Source organism: Streptomyces sp. NPDC057950, from assembly GCF_042887295.1.
Classification (GTDB): Bacteria; Actinomycetota; Actinomycetes; order Streptomycetales; family Streptomycetaceae; genus Streptomyces; species Streptomyces kaempferi.
This window is the reverse complement of record NZ_JBHVPP010000037.1, coordinates 20632-44143: the sequence shown is the minus strand read 5'-3', so window position 1 is coordinate 44143 and position 23512 is coordinate 20632. Positions and strand designations below refer to the sequence as shown.

The 23512-nt window shown below is 68.1% G+C and carries 21 protein-coding genes; 20 read left to right on the top strand and 1 reads right to left on the bottom strand.

Annotation, left to right across the window (positions count from 1 at the left end):
• Window positions 1–15: 15 nt before the first annotated feature.
• Window positions 16–1014, top strand: a complete 999-nt coding sequence (gene moaA, locus ACFVTC_RS40385; protein WP_390134468.1) for a GTP 3',8-cyclase MoaA — start codon at window positions 16–18, stop codon at window positions 1012–1014.
• Between the two features lie 89 nt (window positions 1015–1103).
• On the opposite strand, the gene ACFVTC_RS40380 is transcribed toward moaA, so the two are convergent.
• A complete protein-coding gene (locus tag ACFVTC_RS40380; RefSeq protein WP_390134466.1) occupies window positions 1104–2177 on the bottom strand; it encodes a LuxR C-terminal-related transcriptional regulator in 1074 nt (357 codons plus the stop codon).
• 243 nt (window positions 2178–2420) lie between these two features.
• Between ACFVTC_RS40380 and aroA the strand changes: the two genes are divergently transcribed.
• The 19 genes from aroA (at window position 2421) to ACFVTC_RS40285 (ending at window position 23419) form a co-directional block, all read left to right on the top strand.
• Complete coding sequence (gene aroA / locus ACFVTC_RS40375) at window positions 2421–3719, top strand: 3-phosphoshikimate 1-carboxyvinyltransferase (RefSeq protein ID WP_390134500.1); 1299 nt, start codon at window positions 2421–2423, stop codon at window positions 3717–3719.
• Window positions 3716–5233 carry a 2,3-bisphosphoglycerate-independent phosphoglycerate mutase gene (gpmI, locus tag ACFVTC_RS40370; protein WP_390134464.1) on the top strand — a complete coding sequence of 506 codons (1518 nt, stop codon included), beginning with the start codon at window positions 3716–3718 and terminating at the stop codon, window positions 5231–5233. Before aroA ends, gpmI begins: the two co-directional genes overlap by 4 nt.
• A 49-nt stretch (window positions 5234–5282) precedes the next feature.
• Window positions 5283–5981 (top strand): hypothetical protein, encoded by a 699-nt coding sequence (locus ACFVTC_RS40365; protein ID WP_390134463.1) that lies wholly within the window; start codon window positions 5283–5285, stop codon window positions 5979–5981.
• A gap of 59 nt (window positions 5982–6040) precedes the next feature.
• Window positions 6041–7069 carry an anion permease gene (locus tag ACFVTC_RS40360; protein ID WP_390134461.1) on the top strand — a complete coding sequence of 343 codons (1029 nt, stop codon included), beginning with the start codon at window positions 6041–6043 and terminating at the stop codon, window positions 7067–7069.
• Window positions 7070–7154: 85 nt separating this feature from the next.
• Window positions 7155–7334: a hypothetical protein gene (locus tag ACFVTC_RS40355; protein WP_390134459.1), complete on the top strand. Its 180-nt coding sequence runs from the start codon at window positions 7155–7157 to the stop codon at window positions 7332–7334.
• A gap of 12 nt (window positions 7335–7346) precedes the next feature.
• Entirely contained in the window at window positions 7347–8576 is a 1230-nt protein-coding gene (locus ACFVTC_RS40350; RefSeq protein WP_390134458.1) for a M28 family metallopeptidase, read from the top strand.
• Between the two features lie 33 nt (window positions 8577–8609).
• Complete coding sequence (locus ACFVTC_RS40345; protein WP_365869618.1) at window positions 8610–8957, top strand: carboxymuconolactone decarboxylase family protein; 348 nt, start codon at window positions 8610–8612, stop codon at window positions 8955–8957.
• A gap of 109 nt (window positions 8958–9066) precedes the next feature.
• The gene (locus tag ACFVTC_RS40340; RefSeq protein ID WP_390134456.1) at window positions 9067–10266 is read left to right on the top strand and encodes an acetyl-CoA carboxylase biotin carboxylase subunit family protein; all 1200 of its coding nucleotides are present in this window, start codon (window positions 9067–9069) and stop codon (window positions 10264–10266) included.
• Between the two features lie 9 nt (window positions 10267–10275).
• Complete coding sequence (locus ACFVTC_RS40335) at window positions 10276–11403, top strand: GNAT family N-acetyltransferase (protein WP_390134455.1); 1128 nt, start codon at window positions 10276–10278, stop codon at window positions 11401–11403.
• The gene (locus ACFVTC_RS40330) at window positions 11403–12584 is read left to right on the top strand and encodes an acetyl-CoA carboxylase biotin carboxylase subunit family protein (protein WP_390134453.1); all 1182 of its coding nucleotides are present in this window, start codon (window positions 11403–11405) and stop codon (window positions 12582–12584) included. The genes ACFVTC_RS40335 and ACFVTC_RS40330 overlap by 1 nt, the downstream gene beginning before the upstream one ends.
• An 8-nt stretch (window positions 12585–12592) precedes the next feature.
• The gene (locus ACFVTC_RS40325) at window positions 12593–13840 is read left to right on the top strand and encodes an acetyl-CoA carboxylase biotin carboxylase subunit family protein (protein WP_390134451.1); all 1248 of its coding nucleotides are present in this window, start codon (window positions 12593–12595) and stop codon (window positions 13838–13840) included.
• Between the two features lie 289 nt (window positions 13841–14129).
• On the top strand, window positions 14130–15824 hold the full coding sequence (locus ACFVTC_RS40320; RefSeq protein ID WP_390134449.1) for an ABC transporter ATP-binding protein: 1695 nt from the start codon (window positions 14130–14132) through the stop codon (window positions 15822–15824).
• Window positions 15824–17746 (top strand): ABC transporter ATP-binding protein, encoded by a 1923-nt coding sequence (locus tag ACFVTC_RS40315; RefSeq protein ID WP_390134447.1) that lies wholly within the window; start codon window positions 15824–15826, stop codon window positions 17744–17746. The genes ACFVTC_RS40320 and ACFVTC_RS40315 overlap by 1 nt, the downstream gene beginning before the upstream one ends.
• Window positions 17739–18050: a hypothetical protein gene (locus ACFVTC_RS40310; protein ID WP_390134445.1), complete on the top strand. Its 312-nt coding sequence runs from the start codon at window positions 17739–17741 to the stop codon at window positions 18048–18050. The genes ACFVTC_RS40315 and ACFVTC_RS40310 overlap by 8 nt, the downstream gene beginning before the upstream one ends.
• A gap of 36 nt (window positions 18051–18086) precedes the next feature.
• Window positions 18087–18593 (top strand): FixH family protein, encoded by a 507-nt coding sequence (locus ACFVTC_RS40305; RefSeq protein ID WP_390134443.1) that lies wholly within the window; start codon window positions 18087–18089, stop codon window positions 18591–18593.
• A gap of 6 nt (window positions 18594–18599) precedes the next feature.
• Window positions 18600–19793, top strand: a complete 1194-nt coding sequence (locus ACFVTC_RS40300) for a pyridoxal phosphate-dependent aminotransferase (RefSeq protein ID WP_390134441.1) — start codon at window positions 18600–18602, stop codon at window positions 19791–19793.
• Window positions 19790–20014 carry a heavy-metal-associated domain-containing protein gene (locus ACFVTC_RS40295; protein ID WP_390134439.1) on the top strand — a complete coding sequence of 75 codons (225 nt, stop codon included), beginning with the start codon at window positions 19790–19792 and terminating at the stop codon, window positions 20012–20014. The genes ACFVTC_RS40300 and ACFVTC_RS40295 overlap by 4 nt, the downstream gene beginning before the upstream one ends.
• Before the next feature lie 133 nt (window positions 20015–20147).
• The gene (locus tag ACFVTC_RS40290) at window positions 20148–22484 is read left to right on the top strand and encodes a heavy metal translocating P-type ATPase (RefSeq protein ID WP_390134437.1); all 2337 of its coding nucleotides are present in this window, start codon (window positions 20148–20150) and stop codon (window positions 22482–22484) included.
• Window positions 22481–23419 (top strand): GNAT family N-acetyltransferase, encoded by a 939-nt coding sequence (locus tag ACFVTC_RS40285; RefSeq protein WP_390134435.1) that lies wholly within the window; start codon window positions 22481–22483, stop codon window positions 23417–23419. The genes ACFVTC_RS40290 and ACFVTC_RS40285 overlap by 4 nt, the downstream gene beginning before the upstream one ends.
• The last annotated feature ends 93 nt before the right edge of the window (window positions 23420–23512 follow it).

Genomic DNA, 23512 nt, shown 5'->3' with positions numbered 1-23512 from the left:
GGCAGGACTCCTCACGTGCTCACCGACACCCACGGCCGCACTGCCACCGATCTGCGGGTCTCCCTCACCGACCGCTGCAACCTGCGCTGCACCTACTGCATGCCCGAAGAAGGCCTCGACTGGCTGCCCAGACCCGAACTGCTCAGCGACGACGAGGTCTGCCGCCTCATCCGCATCGCCGTCACCCGACTCGGCATCCGCGACGTCCGCTTCACGGGCGGAGAACCCCTGCTGCGCCGCGGCCTTGTCGGCATCGTCGAACGCACCGCAGCGCTCACGCCCCGCCCGCACATCGCGCTGACCACCAACGGCATCGGGCTCGCCCGGCTCGCCGGACCTCTGAAAGAGGCAGGGCTGAACCGGGTCAACGTCTCACTGGACACCCTCAGACCCGACATCTTCACCCAGCTGACCCGCCGAAACCGCCACCAGAACGTCCTCGACGGCATCGCCACCGCCCACCAGGCCGGCCTCCAGCCGGTCAAGATCAACGCCGTTCTGATGCCGGGACTCAACGACGACGAAGCCCCCGACCTGCTCGCCTGGGCCATACAACACGGCTACGAGCTCCGCTTCATCGAGCAGATGCCCCTCGACGCCCAGCACGGCTGGCAACGCACCACCATGATCGATGCTGAGCACATCCTCGCCAGCCTGCGCACCCGCTTCACCCTGACCCCGGAACCCGCCGTCCACCGCGGTACAGCACCGGCCGAACGCTTCGTCGTCAACGGCGGACCACACCGCGTAGGCGTCATCGCCTCCGTCACCCGGCCCTTCTGCCGCACCTGCGACCGCACCCGCCTCACGGCCGACGGCCAACTGCGCACCTGCCTGTTCGCCACCACGGAAACAGACCTGCGCGCAGCCCTGCGCTCCGCCGGAACAGATGGCACCGACGACGCCATCGCCCGTCGATGGCAGCACGCGACACGCGCCAAAGCACTCAGCCCCGGAATCGCAGAGGTGGACTACCAACAGCCGAAAAGGCCCATGTCCGCGATCGGCGGATGAGTACCGCGACTTGCTCTATGAGCCCACGAACCGACCAGAAACTACGTGGCCAGGGCGCACCGTCTGAGCGGCGCGCCCTGGCCACGTAGCTACACGAACACCGACGTCTTCACGCTCTGTCCGTGCTCGGTTTCGGCGGGCTGCGCCTTGTCCCTGGGGCGAGGGGGGCGGTCACTGCTGCACGGACACGGGCGGAGCCAGCCGCGGTCCACCGCGTTGGCTCCGGCCTCGAAGCGGCTCCGGGCGCCGAGGCGTTCCATCAACTCGGCAATCGTGCGCCGAAGGGTGCGCAGGCCGATTCCGAGCTTCTTGCACACCGCTTCATCGGTCAGCCCCTGCCCCATCAGACGCAACACCTCCCGCTCGACGGGTGACGGCTCGTCACCTGATGCTGCTGCGTCGACGTCCAGCGGCGTCATCGAAGCCCAGATCCGCTCGAACAGCGCGACGAGGCCGGTCAGGAAGCCGGCGCCGGTGACCTCGACTGCGCCTGCCGCCGGATCACAGGGATCGACGGACAATAAGGCGGTGGTGCGGTCGTAGATGACCAGCCACAGCGGAAGGGTCGGCACGGTGCCCACGCCGCCGCCGTTCGATACTAACCAACGCGCGTAGCTCACCGCGGAGCGGTCGTTGTAGATGCTCTCCAGGTGGAGGTTCCACACCGAAACGCTGCGCTCGAGCATGTGGTGATCCATCGATCGCCGGGCATCGAGAGTGTCGACGGGGATGTCGGCAGGCAGCAGCGACAGACATTCGACAGTCGCTTTGCCTGCCAGGCGTTCCATGCGCGCGTGGATGGCGGCAGGCGTCTCCAGACGATCCCAGCCCGCGTGGGAGCCAGGTGCCTGCGCGTACTCGTATTCTTCCGACAGCCGGTCGACGGCTGTCTTGATCTGAGTGAACTCGCGTTCCTGGCGCAGCAGTTCGGACTGCTGGCGCTGCAGCAGCGTGCGCAGAGCCAGTGGCGGCCGCGTAGGGACCAGAGTGCCGGAGACCGGGCGCAGCAGTGCGAGCTCCAGCAGGCGGTCAACGCTGACGCGGATGGCGTTCTCATCGCCATCGAGATGATGGAGCAGATCTTCGAGGCGGCATCCGGGCTGGCTGAGCGTGAATCGATAGACGACGTAGGCCAGTTCGTCCAATCCCAGCGGCTGCAACATCTGCCCCCCGGTGTGCTGCTGAATTGAATTTCTTGAAGATAGCACGGTAGGCGGCAACTTGACGGACCGTTTGTGATCGCCCGGTGACCGAATGTGGCAGCAAGCTGCCCGGCAACTTGCTGCCTTCCGAACAACTTTCCTCCGAGGCTGATCGACTCGCAGTCTCTTCCGCGTCACCACTGGCGCCGCCACGCCAACGACGATGGGGAGAAGACCGTGAGTTCGTTCGCAGCCGATCCGCGTATGCAGGCCGAGAGTGTCACCATCCGTCCGCTGGAGTCCTTCAGTAAGCAGGTGAAGGTCCTCGGCTCCAAGAGCTACTCCAACCGGTACCTGGCGATTTCCGCCCTGTCCGGGCAGCCGACCGTCATCGAGGGCGCACTCATCTGCGATGACACGCAGTACCTCGCCAATGCCCTGCGCCAGTTCGGCCACGTCAGCGTCGACATCGATGCCGCCGCCGAGCGCATCACTGTCACGCCCACCGGTGCTCCGATGCGGGCGCCGTCCGAGGACGTATACGTCGGCGCCGCCGGGACCCCGATCCGCTTCCTGATCGCCATGGCCGGCCACGCCGAGGGCACCACCGTGCTGACGGGTACCCAGCGGATGCAGGAGCGCCCGATGGGCTCGCTGCTCGAGGCACTGCCCGCGCTGGGGGTGAGCGCCGAGGCCGTCCGCGGCAACGGCAGCCCGCCCATCAAGGTCACCGGGCCCAGCTTCCGCGGCGGTTCCACCCGCATCAGCGGCGCCGTCAGCTCCCAGTTCACCTCCAGCCTCCTGATCAACGCTACCCGCGCCGAACAGGACACCGAGGTCACGGTCATCGACGACCTCATCTCCAAGCCCTACGTTGAGATGACCATCGCGGCCCTTGCCGAGATGGGTGTCACCGTAAAGCGTGAGGGCTACACCCGCTTCCATGTCGCCGCCGGCCAGCAACTGCGCGGCGGCAGCGTCACGGTCGAGCCGGATGCCTCCGGCATGTCCTACTTCCTGGCCGCCGCCGCCGTCACGGGCGGCACCGTCACCATCCCCGGTATCGGCAGCAGCTCGCGTCAGGGCGACGTCGGTCTGGTCGACGCCCTGGTGCGCATGGGGTGCAGCGCCGAGGTCAGCGAAGACTCGATCACCCTGACGGGAGGATCGCTGCACGGCATCGACATCGACATGGAGGCGATGCCGGACGTCGTACCCACGCTGGCCGTCGTCGCCGCATTCGCCGAGGGCACCACCCACATCAGCAACATTGCCAGCCTGCGTATCAAGGAGTGCGACCGCATCGCGGCGGTCACCGCCGAACTGCGCAAGATGGGCATCACCGTCGAAGAGCAGCCCGACGCGATGACCATCACGGGAGGCAGCCCCCGCGGCGCGGTCATCGACACCTATGACGACCACCGCATCGCCATGTGCTTTGCCATCGCCGGTCTGCGCACCGAAGGCGTCGTCATCAAGGAACCGGGCTGCGTCGCCAAGTCCTTCCCTGCGTTCTGGCAGACGCTGGACACGCTCCACGACGACGCCAGCGGCACCATATGAGCGCCCCCGTACCGGGCATCCTGCTGGTACTTGACGGCTGGGGGCATGCCGAACCCAGCGAAGCCAACGCGTTGGCAGCCGCCGACACTCCCTACCTGGACCGCCTGCTCACAGAGTGTCCGGCCATCCTGGCCAGCGCCTCCGGCACAGCCGTCGGTCTCCTGCCCGGCACCGTCGGCAACTCCGAGATCGGGCACATGGTCATCGGCGCCGGACGGCCGCTGCTCTATGACAGCGTGCTGGTACAGGAGCAGATCGACAGCGGACAACTGCGCTCCAACCCGCAGTTGACGGAAGTCTGCAGCCGTCTGGCCGCGACGGGCAAAGCCCTGCACCTCATCGGGCTGTGCTCGGACGGAATGATCCATGCCAGCGTCCACCACCTGCCGGAGCTGCTCCGCGTGGCGGCCGAGTCGAAGGTAGCCGAGGTTTTCATCCACGCCATCACCGACGGGCGCGACGTCTCCGACCACACAGCGGCGGCCTACCTCGGTCTGGTGGGCAAGTACGCCTCCGAAGCCGGCGTCGGACGCATTGCGACAGTGACGGGCCGCGGCTACGCGTTGGACAAGAGCGGCAACCTGCAGCTGACCGAGCAGGCAGCCGACGCCATCACGAACGGCACGGGAGAAGCGATCAGCGAACCCCAGGACGCCCTCGAGCTGACAACGCGAGGAGACGAATGGGTACCGGCCTGTGTGATCACGACCGGCGAAGACCTGCCTGTCGGTCCTGTCCGGGACGGCGACGCGGTGCTGTTCACCAACTTCCGCAGTGACCGCATCCAGCAGCTCGCCGACCTGCTCCACAGCCGCCTCGCGGCACGCGCAGTCACTCTGCTCAGCCTGGCCCAGTACGACACCCGGGCCGCCATCCCCGCACTGGTGCAGCGCGCCGATGCCGGGGACGGCCTGGCAGCCCAGCTCGCCGAGCACGGCATCCGCTCGGTCCGCATCGCCGAGGCCGAGAAGTTCGAGCATGTCACGTACTACCTCAACGGGCGTGACGCGACCGCGCAGCCGACCGAGGAGCACCTCAAGGTCACCGGTGACGAGCCGGCCGACTATCAGACGCGACCCGCGATGAATCTCGCCAAGGTCACCGAGGCCGTCCGGACAGCCGCAGCCCGGCCCGACGTACCCCTGGTGATCGCCAACCTCGCCAACATCGATGTCGTCGGCCACACCGGCCATTTCGAAGCAACCAAACAGGCCGCTGAACACACCGACCGCGCCGTCAAGAACATCTGCGACGCGGCCCGTGCCGCAGGGCGCTGGGTACTGCTGGTCGGTGACCACGGAAACGCGGAGAAGATGCGCACCGACACAGACGGCCAGACCCGCCCCTACGGCGGCCACACGACCAACCCTGTGCCCGCAGTGCTGGTGCCCGCCGAGAGCCAGAGCGTCCACCGGCCCACAGGTACGGCGACACTCGCCGACATCGCGCCCAGCGTGCTGTCCCTGCTCGCCCTGCCGCCCACCAAGGTCATGATCGGGCGTCCCCTGTGGTGAACATCGCTGGCACGCTGCCCGGCCCCACCGACCGAAAGGGGATCAGCGCGTGACCGCTCGCCCGAGGCTCGCCGTAGTCGGCGACCGCAGCGACCGCGTACCGGCCCACGGCAAACTCGCCAACCTCATCCCGCACCTGCAAGCCGACCTCGACGTCGAATGGATGGCCAGCGACACGGTCGGCGAGGCCATCGTCGACTACGACGGCATCTGGGTTGTCCCTGGATCGCCCTATGCCGACCAGGCCAAGGTGCTGCATGCGATCCGCGCCGCCCGCACCTGCGGCATTCCCTACCTGGGAACGTGCGGCGGGTTCCAGCACGCACTGATCGAATACACGCGCAATGTCCTGGGCATCGTCGACGCGGAGGACGTCCAGTACGACGCCAACGCCACCACCCCCCTGATCGTCCCGCTGGCCTGCTCGCTGGTGGGGGAGACCGCACCCCTGTACCTCAGCCCCGGCAGCCGACTGGCTTCGGTCTATCCCGGCCGCGAGTCCGTCGTGGAGACCTATCACTGCAAGTACGGCCTCAACCCGACCTACGTCGACGCAGTCCTGGCCAGTTCGCTGCACATCAGCGGCTGGGACAGCGAGAAGGCCCCACGGGCCATCGAACTACCCGACCATCCGTTCTTCATCGGCACGCTGTTCCAGCCCGAGCTGTCCTCTAGTCCCGCCGATGTGCACCCCCTCATCGAGGCGTTTCTGGCTGCCGTCACCAGACGCAGCCAGCACTCCCTCTGACGAGCTGAAACACCCGAACTGTCCGCCAGCAGCTCACTTCAGCCCCTCGGAGTCCGTTCATGGAAGCCATCGTTTTCTTCCTCGTTCTCGCCCTGGCCGCGGCCAACGGCGCGAACGATGTCCCCAAGGGTGTGGCCACGCTCGCCGGTGCCGGCGTGGCCAACATCCGCACCGCCGTGTGGTGGGGCACCGTCACCACCGCGGCAGGCTGCCTGGTCTCACTGACCTTCGCAGCCAAACTCACCTCCCTGTTCTCCAAGGAGATCGTCTCCGCCGCCCCGACGGCCGAGTTCGCCGTGTCCGTCCTGATCGGCACATGCGCCTGGGTCGCCCTGGCAACCGTGCTCAAGCTGCCGGTCTCCACCACCCATGCCCTGGTCGGATCACTGCTGGGAGCGGGCGTCCTCTTCGCCCGCAACGATGTGCACTGGGACGTCCTGGTCAACAAGGTGGTCCTGCCACTGTTGCTCAGCGTTTTCGTGGCCTACCTGGTCTCGGCCGTGCTCACCTTCATCGGCAACCGCATCGCCACCTCCGCGGAACAGCGCCGCCGACGCGCCCTGGAAGCAACCGCCGGCGCCGGACCCGGCGCCGCGTCCGTGGCCGAGATGCAGACCACCGCCTCACGGGTGAACGTGCTCACCGCCCTGCACTGGGCAACGAGCGGATTCACCAGCTTCGCCCGCGGTATGAACGACGCACCCAAGATCGTGGCGATCGGCTCCTTCGCCCTGCTCGGCGGGTGGACTCCACAGCGGCTGCTGTTCGCCGTCACCGCGGTCATGGCCATCGGCGGACTCGTCGCCGGTGCACGGGTGGCCAAGTCCCTCAACTCCTGCGTCGACAACCTCACCCACGTCGACGGCTTCACCGCGAACCTCACCACAGCCCTGCTCGTCGGACTCGGCGCCTTCCGCGGCATGCCGATGTCCACCACCCACGTCTCCGTCGGCGCCATCTCCGGCACCGTCGGCAAGGACGTCGGACGCATCAAGCGCAAGACACTGCGCGACTTCGCCATCGCCTGGCTGGCCACCCCGCCGTTCGGGTTCGCCGTCGCCGCGGCCGCTTACTGGCTCCTCGCCTGAGCATTGACACGACGATCTCTCTGATTCGATACTCATGTAAGTAAAGAGAGTTCGAATCAGAGAGGTCCTCGGGAGGACACCCGCCATGACCACCGAACACCAGCAGAACACCGACGACGAACTCACCGGCGGCTTTATCACCGATCCGACCGCCACCCTGCCTGTCGTCCAGAGCGGCTGCTGCGGCGAACCCGCCGATGCTGCCGGCCTGGTACCAGGAGGCCAGAGCAGCGGCTGCTGCGGCGAACCCGCCGGCGAAAGCTGAGACCCCACGCCCATGACCGACACCGCCCAGAACGCGGCGCACACCGCCGCCCAGGACCTGGCTGCCGCTTTCGAGGCACCGCACGCCCTGGCCACGGTCGAATCACTGTGCACCCCAGACATGTCCGGACGCTCCCTGGGCAGCGCCGGACATGACCGGGCCATCCGGCACCTCAGCGAGACCCTCACCGCAACCGGACTCACAGTCCGTCAAGAAACCTTTCCGGTCCGGGAGGTCATGCGGCTGGCCCACCAGCCGCTCTGCCGCCTCGAAGCCCCAGGACTGGCACGCACGCTGACCCACCGCTCGGAATTCGCCGAGCACCCCCGTTCGGGCCCCATGCCGAACCCTCTCACCGGCCTTGTCGCCGAGGCCGACGAAGCCCGCCACGGCCAGTGGGCAGCCGTGGCCAACGTGCCCCAAGGCCGTGCGTTCGCCGACCTCGCCGACCAACTTGCCGCCCGTGGAGCGGTCGGCATCCTTACCGCGCAGAACGCCGACGGCTCGGGATACCTCACCAAACGCGTACAAGGCGCCGCCCCCGTGCCACTGCCCGTCGTCGCGATCAGGCCCGACCTGCTCACCACCGCTGTCGGCGCAGAACTGACGGCTCACGTGCCCCTGGTCCGCGAACCCGCCACCGGCACCAACATCCTCGCGACCCTCCCCGGCACCCGACCCGCAGCGCGGCCAGTCCTGCTCACCGCACACTACGACGGCGTCGGATCCGATCCCGAACTGCACTTCCCCTGCGCCGGAGACAACGCCAGCGGCACCAGCGTGCTGTGCGAGGCGGCCCGCGTGCTCTCCCGCGCGGCTGCGCTACCCCGGCCCGTGCACATCGCTCTGCTGGATGCGGAAGAACTCGGCACCATAGGCTCGCACCATCACGCCCGGCGACTGTCCGAGGATGGCCTGCAGCCCGACGTCCTCAACATCGACATGGCCGGCAAATTCAACGGCAAGATCGCCATCGAGCTCGGCCCCGCCGACCCGGCACCCAGGCAGCTGATCGCAGCCCTCGACGCCGCCGGACGCCAACTCCGCCTCCCGCTGTACGCCGCGCCGGTCTCTTCCGACAACCGCCGCTACGCCCAGAGCGGGTTCCCGGCTGCCGGGATCGGCCTCGGTGCCGCCCATTACCACTCACCGCTCGACAGCCTTGAACGAATCGACCCCGACGCCCTCAGCAAGGCAGGCCGCCTCCTACTGGCCGCCGTCGCCCACCTGATGCATACCTGACCACCCCCTCCACCCGTTGAAGGAGTCCGCACCATGGCCGCCCAGCAGCCCGTATCCACCCAGCTCATGCAGCTCGCCCCCGCCATCGGCGAAAACCACGCCACCTTCTCCAAGAGCTACCAGGAGTTCTTCGGCGCCGTCTTCGACCACGACGCCCTCGACGCCAAGACCCGCGCCGCAGTCGCACTGACCGCGGCGCTCATGCAGGACCGCGAAGACACCGTCCGCTCCTTCCTGGCCGCAGCCAAGCAGCTCGGACTGAAGAACGAAGAGATCGGCCAGGTCGCCGGCATCGTCGAGGCGATGAAGCTCGACGCCCTGCAACGTCCCGCCGTCCAGGCCGTCGCCGCGGCCGCGAAGAAGGCCAACACCTGCTGCTGACCACCGACCAACCCATCCGCTGACTTTCCGGAGGAACGTGGCAGTGACCCACACCCCCGCGGGCACGGTCGTCGTACTCGGCGGCCGCAGCGAACGCGAATTCAGCATCGTGCGCGAACTCGGCTACCGTGTGGTGCTGCTGGACGAACAGGTGCCCTGGCACTGCATGCCCTGGGTAGACGTCCCCATCGACGTCGACATCAACGACTTCGCCGCAGTAGCCGACGTCATCCGCGACGACCTCGGCGACACACCACCCGCCGCGGTGCTGACCCACACCGAACCCCGTTTGCCGCTCATGGCGCACCTGTCGAACACCCTGTGCGGCGCACCCAAAGGACTCACCGAGCAAGCGGCACTCAACTGCCGCGACAAATGGCGCACCCGCACCGCGCTGAAGGAGCACGGTCTGCCCGTGCCCGCTTTCTTTCTCGCCGTCACCGCGGAGGAAGCGGTACACGCCGCCGGCGACATCGGCTTCCCGGTCATTGTCAAACCACGAGACGGGGCAGGAGCGTTCGGTGTACGCCTGTGCACCAACGACGCCGAAGTCACCGCTGCCGTCACCGCACTGCTCGACGCGCCGCCCGGCGCCCTGGCCGGCGCCTTGGTAGAGGAATACATCGACGGTCCCGAATACGCGGTACAGACCCTCACCCAGAACGGCACCACCCGCGTGCTGAGCACCTTTCGCCAGCATGTCACCGAGCCGCCCGTGTTCGTCGAACTCGGCTACGACCATCCCAGCGGGCTGACTGAGCAGGAACACCGCCAGCTCGACGACCTCGTGCAGAGCGTGCTGCCCGCCCTCGGTGTCGACAACTGGATCAGCCACACCCAGATCCGCCGCGCAGCACAGGGCTTCCGTGTCATCGAGGTCAACGCCCGCCGTCCCGGGGGCCGCCTGGTAGAGATGACCACAGCCGTCAGCGGCGTCGACATGACCGAGGCCGTCACCCGTCTCGCTCTGGGACTGCCACAGGCGCCTGCCCAACCGACCGTCGCCTGCGCCCGCTACAGCAGCATCGTCTTCGACACCGCCGGCACCGTCCTGTACGACCCGGTGCCGGCCACGAACGACGCGGCAGCACCGATCGTGGAACTCGAAGTCGACCCGGGGGAGCCCGTGCTGCCCAAGGAACACCCCAACGGCGGCGTCTATGGACGCATCGTGGTCTTCGGCAGCACACCCGCCGAAGTGGACAGGACAGAGCAGGCCGTCCGCGACCAGCTCGACCTCCGCGTCATAGCCGCCGAAGGACTGGACTGGATCGGCGCGGACAGCCGCGAATTCAAGTCGTGCTGCTGAGGTGCCCCGATGACCCTCACCGATTCCACCGCGCCGCTCACCGGCCGACACCGGATCGAGACCGTCACCAGCATTCACGCCGTCGAGCCCGAGGCGTGGAACAGTGTCGTCTCGGCCGCGGGCGGAAGCGTCTTCCACAGCTGGCAGTGGCTGGCAGCCTACGAAGACGCACCGCCCGGACAAGCCGACCCCCACCATCTGCTGGCGTGGGACAACGACGAGCTCGTCGCCGTCTGCCCCGCCTTCCTCACCCACCAGTGCCCCCGGCTCACCTACCTGGCCGACCTCGCCGAACTGCGCCTGGGCGGACCTGTTCTGATGGCGCACAGCCTCGCCGCCCTCGACGGCGGCCCCCTCGTCAGGCCCGGCCACGACTCCGCCGTTCCCGCCCTGCTGAGCGCTCTGCAGCACGCCGCCCGCCGCCTGGGCGCATGGGCCGCCGCAGTGGCCAACGCGCCCCACGGACCGCTGACCGGCCAGCTCCTGCACGACGGTTTCGCCGCCGCCCACATCACCACGTCCTACCGGTGCACCACACAGGTGACCGCTACCGCGGACTACTGGGCCTTCGCCGACGGCCGGCACCGCCGCAAACTCGTTCAGGAACGCCGCGCCATCAAGCGCCGCTTCACCATCAACGAGAGGCCGACGGACCCGGACACGCTCGTCCACCTGGTGCATGCGCTGCTCAAGGACCGCAGCACCCCCACCGACGTACTGCCCGAAGCCTTCTTGAGGGCTCTGCACAGCAGGCTCGCCCCTTTCGAACGCACCCTCGCCGCCACGGACGAAGATCAGCAGATCGTCGCCCTGTTCGCGAGCTGGCGGTTCGCCAACACCTGGTCGGTATGGCTGGCCGGCCTCGACACCGCCCGGCTGCCCAGCTTCCTGCCCTACCGCGCCCTGGCAGCCGACATCATCGAAACAGCCGTCCATGACGGCATCCCCACCGTGGACCTCGGCCGTGCCAACGCCGCACAGAAGCGGCGGCTCGGCGCCCAGCCCACCCCGCTGTACCTAGCCATCAAGACCGGTGACCGGCGCACCGACGCAGCACTGCACGCCGCCTGCCGCCGCCTGGAAGAGCGCTGCCAGGGCCCGGACGACCAACTCGACATGGCGCGGCGGTGCTGCTGATGACCTCAAGTGACACCCGCCAGAGCGTGGCCTGCATCTCAGGCCGCCGCATCGTCGACGTCCTGTCCAGGCTCGATGTGCGCTCCGTTCTACTGGCCGACCCCACCCCTTTGGATCTGGCCTGCAAGGTCGACATCCCGCTCGACGTCGACCTCGACGACTGGCCCGCGGCAGAGGCCGCCCTGCGCTGGCTGCACGAAACCCGCCCGCTGGACGGCGTCTTCACCGTCTACGACGCACACCTGCCACTGGCCAGCTATCTGGCAGCCCGCCTCGAGACCCGGGGCCTGGCACTGAACGCGGCCATGAACTGCCACGACAAGAGCCGTATGCGCATGACCCTGGCCAGCGCCGGGATCCGCGCCCCCGACCACCTTGCGGTCGGCGACGGACACGACGCCCTGCCCGCCGCCCAGACGCTGGGCCTGCCTGTCGTGATCAAAAAGCGCACCGGATCAGCCGGCCGAGGCAGCCTGCTGTGCCAGTCCGCCGGCGAAGTCACCCGCGCCGTCAACGTCCTTGGGCCGGGGCCGCTCATCGTCGAGTCCTACATCCCCGGGCCCGAATACGCCGTGCAGAGCATCACCTCTGGCGGCATCACCGAAGTCGTCAGCATCCTCGCCCAGCACGTCGGACCCGGCCCCCGCCAAGCGGAGACCGGCTACGACTACCCCAGCGGCCTGGATCCCGATACCGAACGTCGGCTCGTCGCATTCACCGTCCGTGCCCTGGCCGCTCTCGGCTTCGACCACAGCGTCGCACACACCCAGATCCGCCTCGGCGACGAGGGACCTGTACTGATCAACGTCGCCGCCCGACCACCGGGCGGGCAGCTCTGCGCGGCCACCGAACGCATCTCCGGCATCGACCTCACCCGCGCGGCCGCCGAGATAGCACTCGGCCGATCCGTCACCCGCGGCCCGGCCAGCGCCGCCCGGGTCCTGTATCGATGCGTGACCTTCGACAGCCCCGGCAGAGTCCGCTTCGCCGCCGACCCCGCGGACACACCCGGTCTGATGCTCGACGTCGAGGACGGTGACAGCGTCCTCGACGTCAGCGACCTCGACGGCGGCAGCTACGGACGCATCGTCGTCTACGGCGACGACCCCACTGTGCTCGAGAACCGCTACCGCACCATCCTCGAATCGCTCCGACCCCGTGTCGAGCCAGACATCCAGTAGGTGGCCCCGTGCCCACACGCGTGCTCGTGCTGTCCGGTCAGCGAACCGTGCAGCAGCTGAAGGAACTGACCGACTACGACGTCCTCTTCGCCGAACAGGACATGACACTCGATCAAGTGATGCTGGCCGACTACCCGCTGGAGGTCGACTTCGGCGATTGGTCCAAGGTCGCAGACCAGGTGACCCAGGCCCACGCCGCGCAACCCATCGACGCGGTCGTCACCGGAGTCGAGCGGCTGGTCCCGCTGGCCGGCATCCTGCGAGAGCGCCTCGGACTGGCCCACGGCGTCACCGAGCAAGCCGCCCGCAACTGCATCGACAAAGCCGCAACACACCGCCTGCTCACCGAGGCCGGAGTCCCCGTCGCAAGCCACCACGTCGTCACCAGTGCAGACGACGGGGCAACAGCCGCAGCCGAACTGGCCCTGCCTGTCGTGGTCAAACCCCGGGACGCCTCCAGCGCCGCAGGACTGAAGTACTGCGACACCGAGCGCGACGTGCGCCAGGCCGTCAACGACATTCTCGCCACCGGACGCGACAGCGCCCTGATCGAGGAGTTCCTCACCGGCCCCGAGTTCGGGGTCTTCGCCGCCCGCGTGCAGGGACGCACCCGGGTGGTGTGGGTGGTGGAGGCGGAAGTCGGACCGCCGCCCACCTTCGTCAAGGTCGGCGGTCATTTCCCCAGCCACCTGCCGGCCGAGCAGCTGGCGGAACTGGAGGAACTCACCGACCGCGCGCTGGCTGCCGTCGGTCTGGACGACTGGGTGGCGGCACTGCAGTTCATGCTCACACCCAACGGCTGGCGCGCCGGCGAGATCAACCCGCGCGTACCCGGCGGACAGGCAGTGGAAATGATCCTGTCCACCACCGGCTACGAACCCAGCCTGATCGCGGCGGACGCTGCCCTGGGCCGCGAGACGGCTCCGCAGGCGCCACGCGTCGCCTGCGGGCTGTACCGAAGCATCGTCTTCGACCGGCCCGGCCGCATCGACTACAACCCGTCGGCCGCAGCCTCACTGACCGGCCTGGAGTCACCCGCGGCCCCGTTCATCGAGTTCGACGTGCAGCCGGGCGAGGCCGTCCTGGACGTGGGGCACCCGCGCGGCGGCGCCTTCGGCCGCATCGTGCTGAGCGGGGACAGCCCGCAGCAGCTCGAAAGCGACCTCGCCAAGGTGCTGGAGCAGCTCGCCATCCGCCTGGTCGACGAGCCGGTCGCCGACGATGCCGTGGACCGCGCACACACGTCCTGCTGCTAACAACTCCCGTGTCACGCCGACTCCTTGACGACCATCAGACAACATGATTCGATAATTTTGAAATTATCGAATCAAGCTTGGAGGGGAGGAGTCATGGCGGACGACATGATCGGTTCCGGCTGCTGCGAGACCAGCGGAAACGAGGACGTCGCAGAAGACGGCACCGAGTGCGGCTGCGCCTGCGCCTGCTGCGAGTAGGCCACGCCACCCAAGCACCACGGCGGGCCGCGTCCCACGGGCGCGGCCCGCTGAAACACCACCCACACACCACACAAGAGGGGGCTCGACGTTGAAGGACTCGCTGCGCGCGCTGCGCTTCATCTACGGTTACCCGCTGCGCTATCGCCGCGAGATGACCATCGCCACCGTGGTGATGTTCCTCGGCCTCCTGGGCAACATCGCCGTGCCGCTGCTCATGCGCTCGGCCATCGATGTCGGCGTGATCGGCGGAAAATCCAGCACTCTGCTGCTGACCTCACTCGGCGTGCTGGTCGCAGGCGCCGCCACCACGGCCCTGCTCCACTGGGGCAAGCGCATGCGGTTCACCATCGCCAGCAAGGCCGTCAACGACCTGCGCGAAGACCTCGTACGCCAGATGATGCGCATGGGCCCCGCCGATGTCGCCGAAGCATCCGGCGGCCGTGCCCTGACCCGCCTCGTCTCCGACGCCGTCGCCGTGCGCGGCCTCACCAACGGCGGACTGCTCGAGCTGCTCAACCAGGTCCTGGTCACACTCGCGATGCTCGTCACCGCACTGCTCATCGACCCGCGCACCACGCTGCTCGCCATCATCCCCATGGCCTTCGTCATCACGGGCAACCTCACCGTGCAACTACGCCTGCAGCGCGCCTTCGTCGACCTCAAGGGCCAGTTCACCAAGCTCCTCGCCGGCGTCGGCGAATCCCTCGCCAACATCAACGTCGTCAAGTCCTACGGGCGAGAGTCAGATGCCTCCGGCCGCCTGCACAAGGTCAACGCCGAACACTCAGCCCGCGACGGCCAGATGAAGCGCACCTACAGCCGCTGGGAAGCGGTCCTCAACATCATCGGCGGCCTGCCCACCCCCATCGCCCTGTGGGCCGGGGGCAGCGCAGTCGTCAACGGCACCAGCACGGTCGGAGACCTCGTCGCCGTCGTCGCCCTCGTGATGATGTTCCAGATGAGCGTGCACATGCTCGCCATGCACACCAACGGCGCGTTCCGCAGCGCCGTCACCGCCAACCGCCTGCTGCGCGTCGTCGACGCACAATCCGTCATCCGCCAGCACACCGGCTCCAGCGACATCCCGACTCTCGATGCCATGGACGCCACCGACATAGACGTCGACGTCGCCGGCCGCCGCATTCTTGACAAAGCCCAGCTGCACGTCCGTGCAGGGGAGAGCATCGCCCTGATCGGCCCGACCGGCAGCGGCAAAACCACCCTCCTGCACGTTCTGGCCCGCCTGAGGGATCCGGAGGGCGGCACCGTCACCTACAACGGCGTCAACGCCCTCACCTACGCCCCCGCAGCCCTGCGCCGTCACATCGTGTGTCTGCCCCAGCGCCAGTGGGTCTTTGAGGGCACGTTGGAGGACAACGTCCGCTTCGCCAGGCCCGACGCCTCCCGCGAGGAAGTCCAGGCCGCCGTCACTGCCGCAGGCCTCGCCCACATACCCCTCGAGCGACGCTTCGGCGCCAGTACCCTCGACCTGTCCGCTGGTGAGCGCCAACGCATCGGCCTGGCCCGCGTCCTGCTGGTCGATCCCGACATCCTGCTGCTGGACAATCCCACCGCCAACCTCGATGCCGAGACCGAAGCCGCACTGTTGGAGACCATCCTCAAGGTCCGCAACGGCCGCACCTTGATCATCGCCTCCCAGCAGCCCGCCGTTGCCCGCTACGTGGACCGCACGGTCAGCCTGGACGGCCCCCACGGCAACGACCCCACCGACCAAGCCGCTCCGCTGGCCGGTGCGACGAGCCTCGAAGGAGGCACCGACTGATGACCGCCGCCACCGCCGAGGCCGTTCCCCTGGAGGGCCGCGAAGCCCGCAAGACCCTCCTCAAGGCCATCCGCCGCTTCCTTCCTTACCTGCGGCCCCACTGGTTCTGGCTGACCGTGGCCACGTTCATGGCCGTCCTCAACTCCATCGCCACCATCGCCGTGATGTACACAGTGATGGCCGGCATCGGCCACATCGTCCTCGGCGACCTGAAAGCCGTGCACTCCACGGCGATCAACCTCATCGTCCTGACGGTCATCGAGAACATCATCCGGATCATCTACAACTCCGCGATGATCCGCATCAACGAGCGGCTGTCGGTCACCATCCGCAACGACCTGGTGGCCCGCCTGCACAATGTGCAACTGTCCCGGCACGTGTCCCAGGCCAGCGGCGAATGGGTCACCCGCGTCCTGTTCGAGGCCAACCGCTTCCGCAGCTTCCTGACCAAGTCGCTCATGGAAGTCGCCAACAGCGTCATCTGGTTCATCGCCTTCGCCGTCTTCCTGCTCGCCCTCAGCCCTACCGTCGCGCTGCCCACCCTCATCACCATCCCGCTGATGGTGTGGATCGCCGTCCTGTGGACCAAGCGCCTGCGCCCCGACACCCGCGCCCAGCGCGAGGGCTGGGACCGCATGGTCGGCTACCTCAACCAGCGCATCGACGGCCTGGCAGACATCCGTGCCTTCGGCCAGGAAGAAGCCGTCCTGGCGGACCTGCGCGTGCGCTCGGAGGACTACAGCACCGTCCACAACCGGCTCTCCCGAAAGCGCCTGTGGCTGACCTCCCACCTCGGCTTCAGCGTCTTCCTGGCACTCGCCCTGCTCATCTTCTTCGGCGGCCTGCAGATCATCAACGGACACCAGCTCGGATCCGGGTTCTTCTTCGACCTGGCCTCCGGCATGATGCCAATGACCTGGATGCTCCTGGGCACGAACACGATGATGGCGTCCATGGGCATGGCCTCCGGCACCGCCCTCGCCGCGGGCACGCTGGCTGCATTCGCACTCTTCGTCAAACGCATGCTCAACCCGGTACGCGACCTCGCGCACCAGCTCGGACAGTCCTCCGACGTCGCCGTCTCCGCCCGCCGCATCCTCGACGTCCTCGATCTGGAAGAAGAACAAAGCGGAACCGGCACACTGCCCCCGGTCGCCGGTGTCCTCGACATCGACCAGGTCACCTTCGCCTACGGCGACGGCCCCGACGTGCTGCACGACGTCACCCTCCACGCCGAGCCAGGCGAGCACATCGGTATCGTCGGCACCAGCGGAGCAGGCAAGTCCACCCTCATGCAGCTGCTGGTGCGCCTCTACAGCCCCACCGCCGGCAGCATCCGCATCGACGGACACGACCTCGCAGGCATCAGCAGCGCCTCCGTCCGCTCACAGGTCCTCCTGGTCACCCAGGAAGCCCAGCTCTTCGACGGAACGGTCACCGAGAACATTCTGTTCGGACGGCCCGAAGCCAGTCAGGACGACGTCATAGCCGCAGCGCAGGCCGTGGGTGCCCACGACGTCATCACCGAACTGCGCGAGAGCTACCAGACCCGCGTCGGCGAACGGGGCTCGCGACTGTCAGTCGGCGAGCGCCAACTCATCGCCCTGGCCCGCGCGATGCTCACCGACCCCCGCGTCATCGTCCTGGACGAAGCAGTCTCCAGCGTTGACCCCGATCGGCAGCGCCACGTCTTCGCCGCCATCCGACGCCTGCTGCAAGGCCGCACCGCCGTCGTCGTCGCGCACTGGCTGACCCTTGTCGAGGACCTCGACCGCGTCTTCGTCATGGAAGACGGCCGCATCGTCGAATCCGGCCGTCCCGTCGAACTCCTCACCGCAGGCGGCAGGCTCACCGAGCTGTGCCAGGCCCAAGAAGGCCCCACACCAAAGAACACCACCGGAAAGGACAATACCCGTGTCTGACAACAGCCCCGGCTCCATGTTCTGGGCCGCCGCCCAGTCCCAGCCCGCCGCCACGGCCACCGCCGAGCCGAAGAAGGCCGCCTCGTCCTGCTGCGGCCCGAAGCCGGCCGCCGAGACCGCCGCAGAGCCGGCCGCGGAACCGAAGAAGGCATCGTCGTGCTGCGGCCCCAAGGCCGCCGCGGAGACAGACGCCGAGCCGAAGAAGGCCGCCTCGTCGTGCTGCGGCCCGAAGCCGGCCGCCGCCAACACCGGTGACAAGCCGGCAGCCGAAAGCGTTCCGCAGAAGAAGTCCTGCTGCGGCTGACCGACTCACCTGCACATCTCTTCACCAGGAGGACCGATGAACCGGCGCACGGCCACCTCTCAGCCGGCCGCACCCCGCACCCCCGCACTACTTCCGGCAATGCGCCGCACGCCTGCCGTGCGCCGGACAGCCCTCCTCGCCGCCGCCATGCTGGCAGCCGCCGTCCTGAGCGGCTGCAGCAACGGCACCGCCGCCGGCTCCGCCTCCGCAGGCGGGGCCAGCTGCAACAGCACCAAAAGCAGCGCAGGCATGAAGATCACCCTCGCCGCCACACCGTGCCCGCTGCAGGGCGGCAAAACCGGGACAGCGACCATCACCGTCAAGGACTCCGCAGGCAAGGCGGTCGACGGCGCCAAGGTCGAGGTCAACCCCGAGATGCCGTCGATGAAGATGAAAGGCGGCGACCAGACAGCCGACGCCACGGCGGGCGGCTACCAGACCAAGATCGTCCTGGGCATGCCCGGCGACTGGAAAGTCACGGTCCACGTGACCCCGTCCAGCGGCCAGAAGGCAACAGCCCAATTCGATCTGACGGCGAAGTAGGCGCCCGTGCTCAGCCCCCGCGCACGGACCCTGCCCGCCTCCAGCACCGCGGCCCTGGACGCCCACATCAAGAGCCTGCTCGCCGACGGCGCTGACATCATCAACCTCACCGGCGGAGAACTCGACTTCCCCACCCCCCAGCAGGCCGCCGACGGCGCCCGGCAGGCCATCACCGCCGGACACACCCGCTACACGGCCGTCGCGGGTATCACCGCGCTGCGCGAGGCCATCGCCCGACGGCTGAACACCCACTGGGGCTGCGCCTACGATCCGGCTCAGATCATCACCACCAACGGCGCCAAACAAGCCCTGGCCCAGCTGTTCACTGTGCTGTGCGAACCCGGAGACGAGGTCCTCCTTCAGGCCCCGCACTGGGTCAGCTTCCCCCACATGATCCGCCTCGCCGGAGCCACCCCCGTGGTCATCCCCACCCAGGACACGGGCTTCAAAATCACCCCGGAGTCCCTCCAGGCCCACCTCACCACCCGCACCAAGGTCCTGCTGCTCAACAACCCCTCCAACCCCACCGGCCTGGTCTACACCAAGAGGGAACTGCAGGCCCTGGCCGACCTCGCCGTCCGACACGGCCTGACCATCGTCAGCGACGAAATCTACGGCGACCTCGTCCACGACGGGGCCACCTTCACCTCCGTCGCCTCCCTCGGCGACGAGATCGCCGCGCGAACGGTCACAGTCGCAGGCTTCTCCAAGACCTACGCCATGACCGGCTGGCGCATCGGGTTCGCCGCCGCCCCCCTGCCGGTAGCCAAAGCTCTCACCGCGGTACAGGGCCATACCAGCTCCGCCCCCTCATCCATCTCCCAGTACGCCGCCCTCGCCGTCCTCGCCCAGGAAACCGACACTGAACTGGCCCGCAGGGCACGCGAACTCGGCGCCCGCCGCACTGCCTTGCGCGACGGCCTGACATCCCTGCCGCCACTGCGCCTGGCCGTTGAACCCCAGGGCGGCTTCTTCGCCTTCGTCGACGTCAGCGGCCTCTACCGGCACCCGGAGCACGACGCAGCCGCCATCGCACAAGAGCTACTGGAGCAGGCCGGCGTCGCAGTTATGCCCGGCCGGGACTTCGCCGCTCCGCACCACGTCCGTATGTCCTACGCCGTCAGCTCCACCGATATCGCCCGGGCCCTGGACCGCATCTCCACCTACGTGAAAACCGCAACCCACCGGAGTACTCCATGACCAGCACCCCCAGCGTCTTCGAAGTCCGCGGCATGACCTGCGGCGGCTGCGCCAAGCGCATCCGCACCGCGATCGAGTCCGATCTCGGCGATGGCACCGAAGTCAGCGTCGACCACAAGAGCGGTCGCGTCACGATCATCAGCCCGCGCACCTTCACCCCCGACGACGTCCAGGCCGCCGTCGAGCGCACCGGCTACGAGTTCGCCGGAACCCAGGCGTGAGCGCCGGCACCCGCCTTGGCCTGTTCGGACTGATCCTCGCTGTCTGCTTCGCCGCGGCATACGTGCTCGGTGCTGTTCTGCCACCTCAGTAGCATCCCCACCCACCTCACACACTTGAAGGAGAGTGCAGCCCATGGCCGGCATCGTCACAACGGCTGTACCAGCCCTGGTCACGCTCGACATCGGCGGCATGACCTGCGGTGCCTGCTCAGCCCGCATCGAACGCAAACTCAACAAACTCGACGGCGTCACCGCCGAGGTCAACTTCGCCCTGGAACGCGCCCACGTCAGCTTCGACGAGCGCCACAACCTCGATGACGTCATCTCGACCGTCGAGAAGATGGGGTACACGGCTGTTCAGCCTCCGCCGCCCGAAGAGGCTCTTTCCGGGAAGTCCGCCGACAGCGAGGAGGATGCCGCCGACCGCGAGCTCGCCTCCATGCGCCAGCGCATCTGGGTCTGCCTCGCTCTGACCGTGCCCGTCATCGCCATGGCGATGATCACGCCCCTGCAGATCGACAACTGGCAGTGGCTCTCCCTCACCCTGGCCTCACCCGTCGCGGTCTGGGGAGCGTGGCCCTTCCATACGGCTGCGTGGAAGAATCTGCGACAAGCTGGCGGCACCATGGACACCCTTGTCTCCATCGGTGTCCTGGCTTCCTACGGCTGGTCCCTGTACACCTTGTTCTTCGGCTACGCCGGGATAACCGGCATGCAGATGTCGTTCGTCATGACCCCCGTGCCCGGGCAGGGCCTTCACCACATCTACCTCGAAGTCGCCACCTCCCTCACCCTGTTCGTCCTGGTCGGCCGCTATGCCGAACACCGTGCCAAACGCCGTGCGGGCAGCGCAGTGCGGGCCCTCCTCGAGCTGGGCGCCAAGGACGTCACGGTGGTGCGGGCGGGACAGGAAGTCACCCTCCCCATCTCTCAGCTCCGTGTGGGAGACCTCTTCGTCGCCCGCCCGGGCGAGAAGATCGCCACGGACGGGATCGTCACCGAAGGCGCCTCCGCCGTCGACGCCTCGATGCTCACCGGCGAAAGCGTCCCGAAGGAAGTTGCCGCCGGCGACAGCGTGATCGGGGCGACCGTCAACACCAACGGCCGCCTCATCGTGCGCGCCGAACGGGTCGGCGCCGACACCCAGCTCGCCCACATCAGCCGCCTCGTCTCCGAAGCCCAGGCGGGCAAGGCGCCCGTACAGCGCCTCGCCGACCGTGTTGCCGCCGTCTTCGTCCCCGTCGTGATCGCTGTCGCCGTGGCCGTCTGCGGGTTCTGGCTTGGCAACGGAGGAGACGCCGCCGTCGCTCTGACCGCGGCGGTCGCCGTCCTCGTCGTCGCCTGTCCCTGCTCGCTCGGACTGGCCACACCCACCGCCCTCCTGGTCGGCACCGGCCGCGGCGCCCAACTCGGCATCGTCATCCGCGGCCCGCACATCCTTGAGTCCACCCGCCGCATCGACACGATCGTTCTCGACAAGACCGGCACCGTCACTACAGGAACCATGCAGCTCGTCGACATCGCCTGCGCCGACGGCGTCGACCGCGACGAACTGCTCACCCTGGCCGGCGCTGTCGAGCACGCCTCAGAACATCCCATCGCCGCAGCTGTCACAGACGCAGCCCGCGCACTGACAGGGCAGCTGCCCTCAGTGAGCGACTTCCAGGCCAGCGCCGGCTACGGCGTGTGCGGAAAGGCCGGTGACCGCGAGATCATCGCCGGGCGTCCCTCCTGGGTCGGCGACCGCATGACCATGCCCGAGAACCTTGCCGTTCAGCTTGCAGCCGCCGAAGAGCGCGGCTACACCCTGGTCGCAGTCGGCTGGGAGGAACAGGTCCGCGGCCTGCTCTTCGTCGCCGACGAAGCCAAACCCACCAGCCGGCAGGCCATCGATGAGCTGCGCCAGCTCGGACTGACCCCCATCCTCCTCACCGGCGACAACCCCGGGGCTGCTGCCCGCATCGCCGCGGAGATGGCCATCACCGACGTCGAGGCTGAGGTCCTGCCACAGGACAAGGCGGCCGTGGTGCGCCGCCTTCAGGAGCAAGGCCACAACGTCGCCATGGTCGGTGACGGTGTCAACGACGCAGCCGCCCTGGCCCAAGCCGACCTGGGCATTGCGATCGGAGGCGGCACCGATGCCGCCATCGAAGCCAGCGACATCACTCTGGTGCGCGGAGACCTGCGTGATGCGGCCGACGCCGTCCGCCTGTCCCGCCGCACGCTCGGCACCATCAAGGGCAATCTGTTCTGGGCGTTCGTCTACAACCTGGCCGGTATCCCACTGGCAGCCTCCGGCACCCTCAATCCGATGATCGCCGGAGCCGCCATGGCTCTGTCCAGTATCTTCGTCGTCACCAACAGCCTGCGCCTGCGCCGCTTCAGGACCCGGCCACGCAATGACGCGTCGGCCTCGCCACGCAGCACCGCCCGGACCGCACCGCCCAAAACTCCGGTCGCCGCCTCGTGAGAGTGACCTCAAAGGGCCTGGCCATGGCCCTCGTCGACGTCGACGAGGCCGTCAACGGCGAGTGGCGCCACTACGCCCACGACATCGACGTCGTACGCGTCCAGGATCCGCCTGCCCATACCTGGCCCAGGCTGCGGGACGCAGGGTTTCTGCCCAAACCGCAGGTGCTGGAGTGGCAGGCCAGGACCTGCGACAGCGAGGAGGCATATCTGGCGGCACTGCCCCGCAAAGACCGCTACGACATCCGTGTCTCCTACCGCAACGCCGCAGACTCTCAACTCGCCCTCACCACCGAAGCCCTCACCGCCTCGGCTCTGGAAGCCTTCCTGGTCCTGTACGAGGAGCAGATCGGTCGGATGCGGCACGGGTGGGCCGTCGCAGTCGAGCAGCGCGACCGGATCCTGGCCGAGGCGGACACGTACTTCGCCGTCATGGCACGTTCCTGCGGGGAATTGGTCGGTGTGTGCCTCAGCCAGGACCTCACGGCGGCGGACGAGGTCCGTGCCCGCTTCTCCGCTGTGACGGCTGAACAGCGAACCAGCAGTCTGGCACGGGTGCTGTACTGGGAGATGATGCGCGAAGCCCGTCTGCGAGGACGGTCCAGGGTCTGTCTCGGCCGTGACATCAACCTCTACGGTCACGTCGGCAACGCTGGGCTGTTCAGTTTCAAGTCCCGGCTGGGATTCGCGGCCGTTCCCTCCCAGCGGGCCGAGCCTTCAAGCGGGTCCCACCAGGCCGACCGTGTTGTCCGTCTCGCGGCGCTGAGCGACCCGGCTCTCGTGCTTTCCTACGGGCCGGCCGACGATGCTCCGGCAGCCGTTGCATCAGCGCTCTTTCTCAACGTGTTCACCACGGACGCCGCGTCACTCGATGTCCTCTCCTACCGGGGCGTCGAGCTTGCTGGAACAGCGGTGCACGAGCTCAAGACCACCTGACCCGTGGGGCGTCACCGGCCTGCGTGCCGGCGACGCCCCACGCCTGCCCACCCTCAGCGGGAAGCGCCGGCACGTCGAAGACGGCAGGCGAGG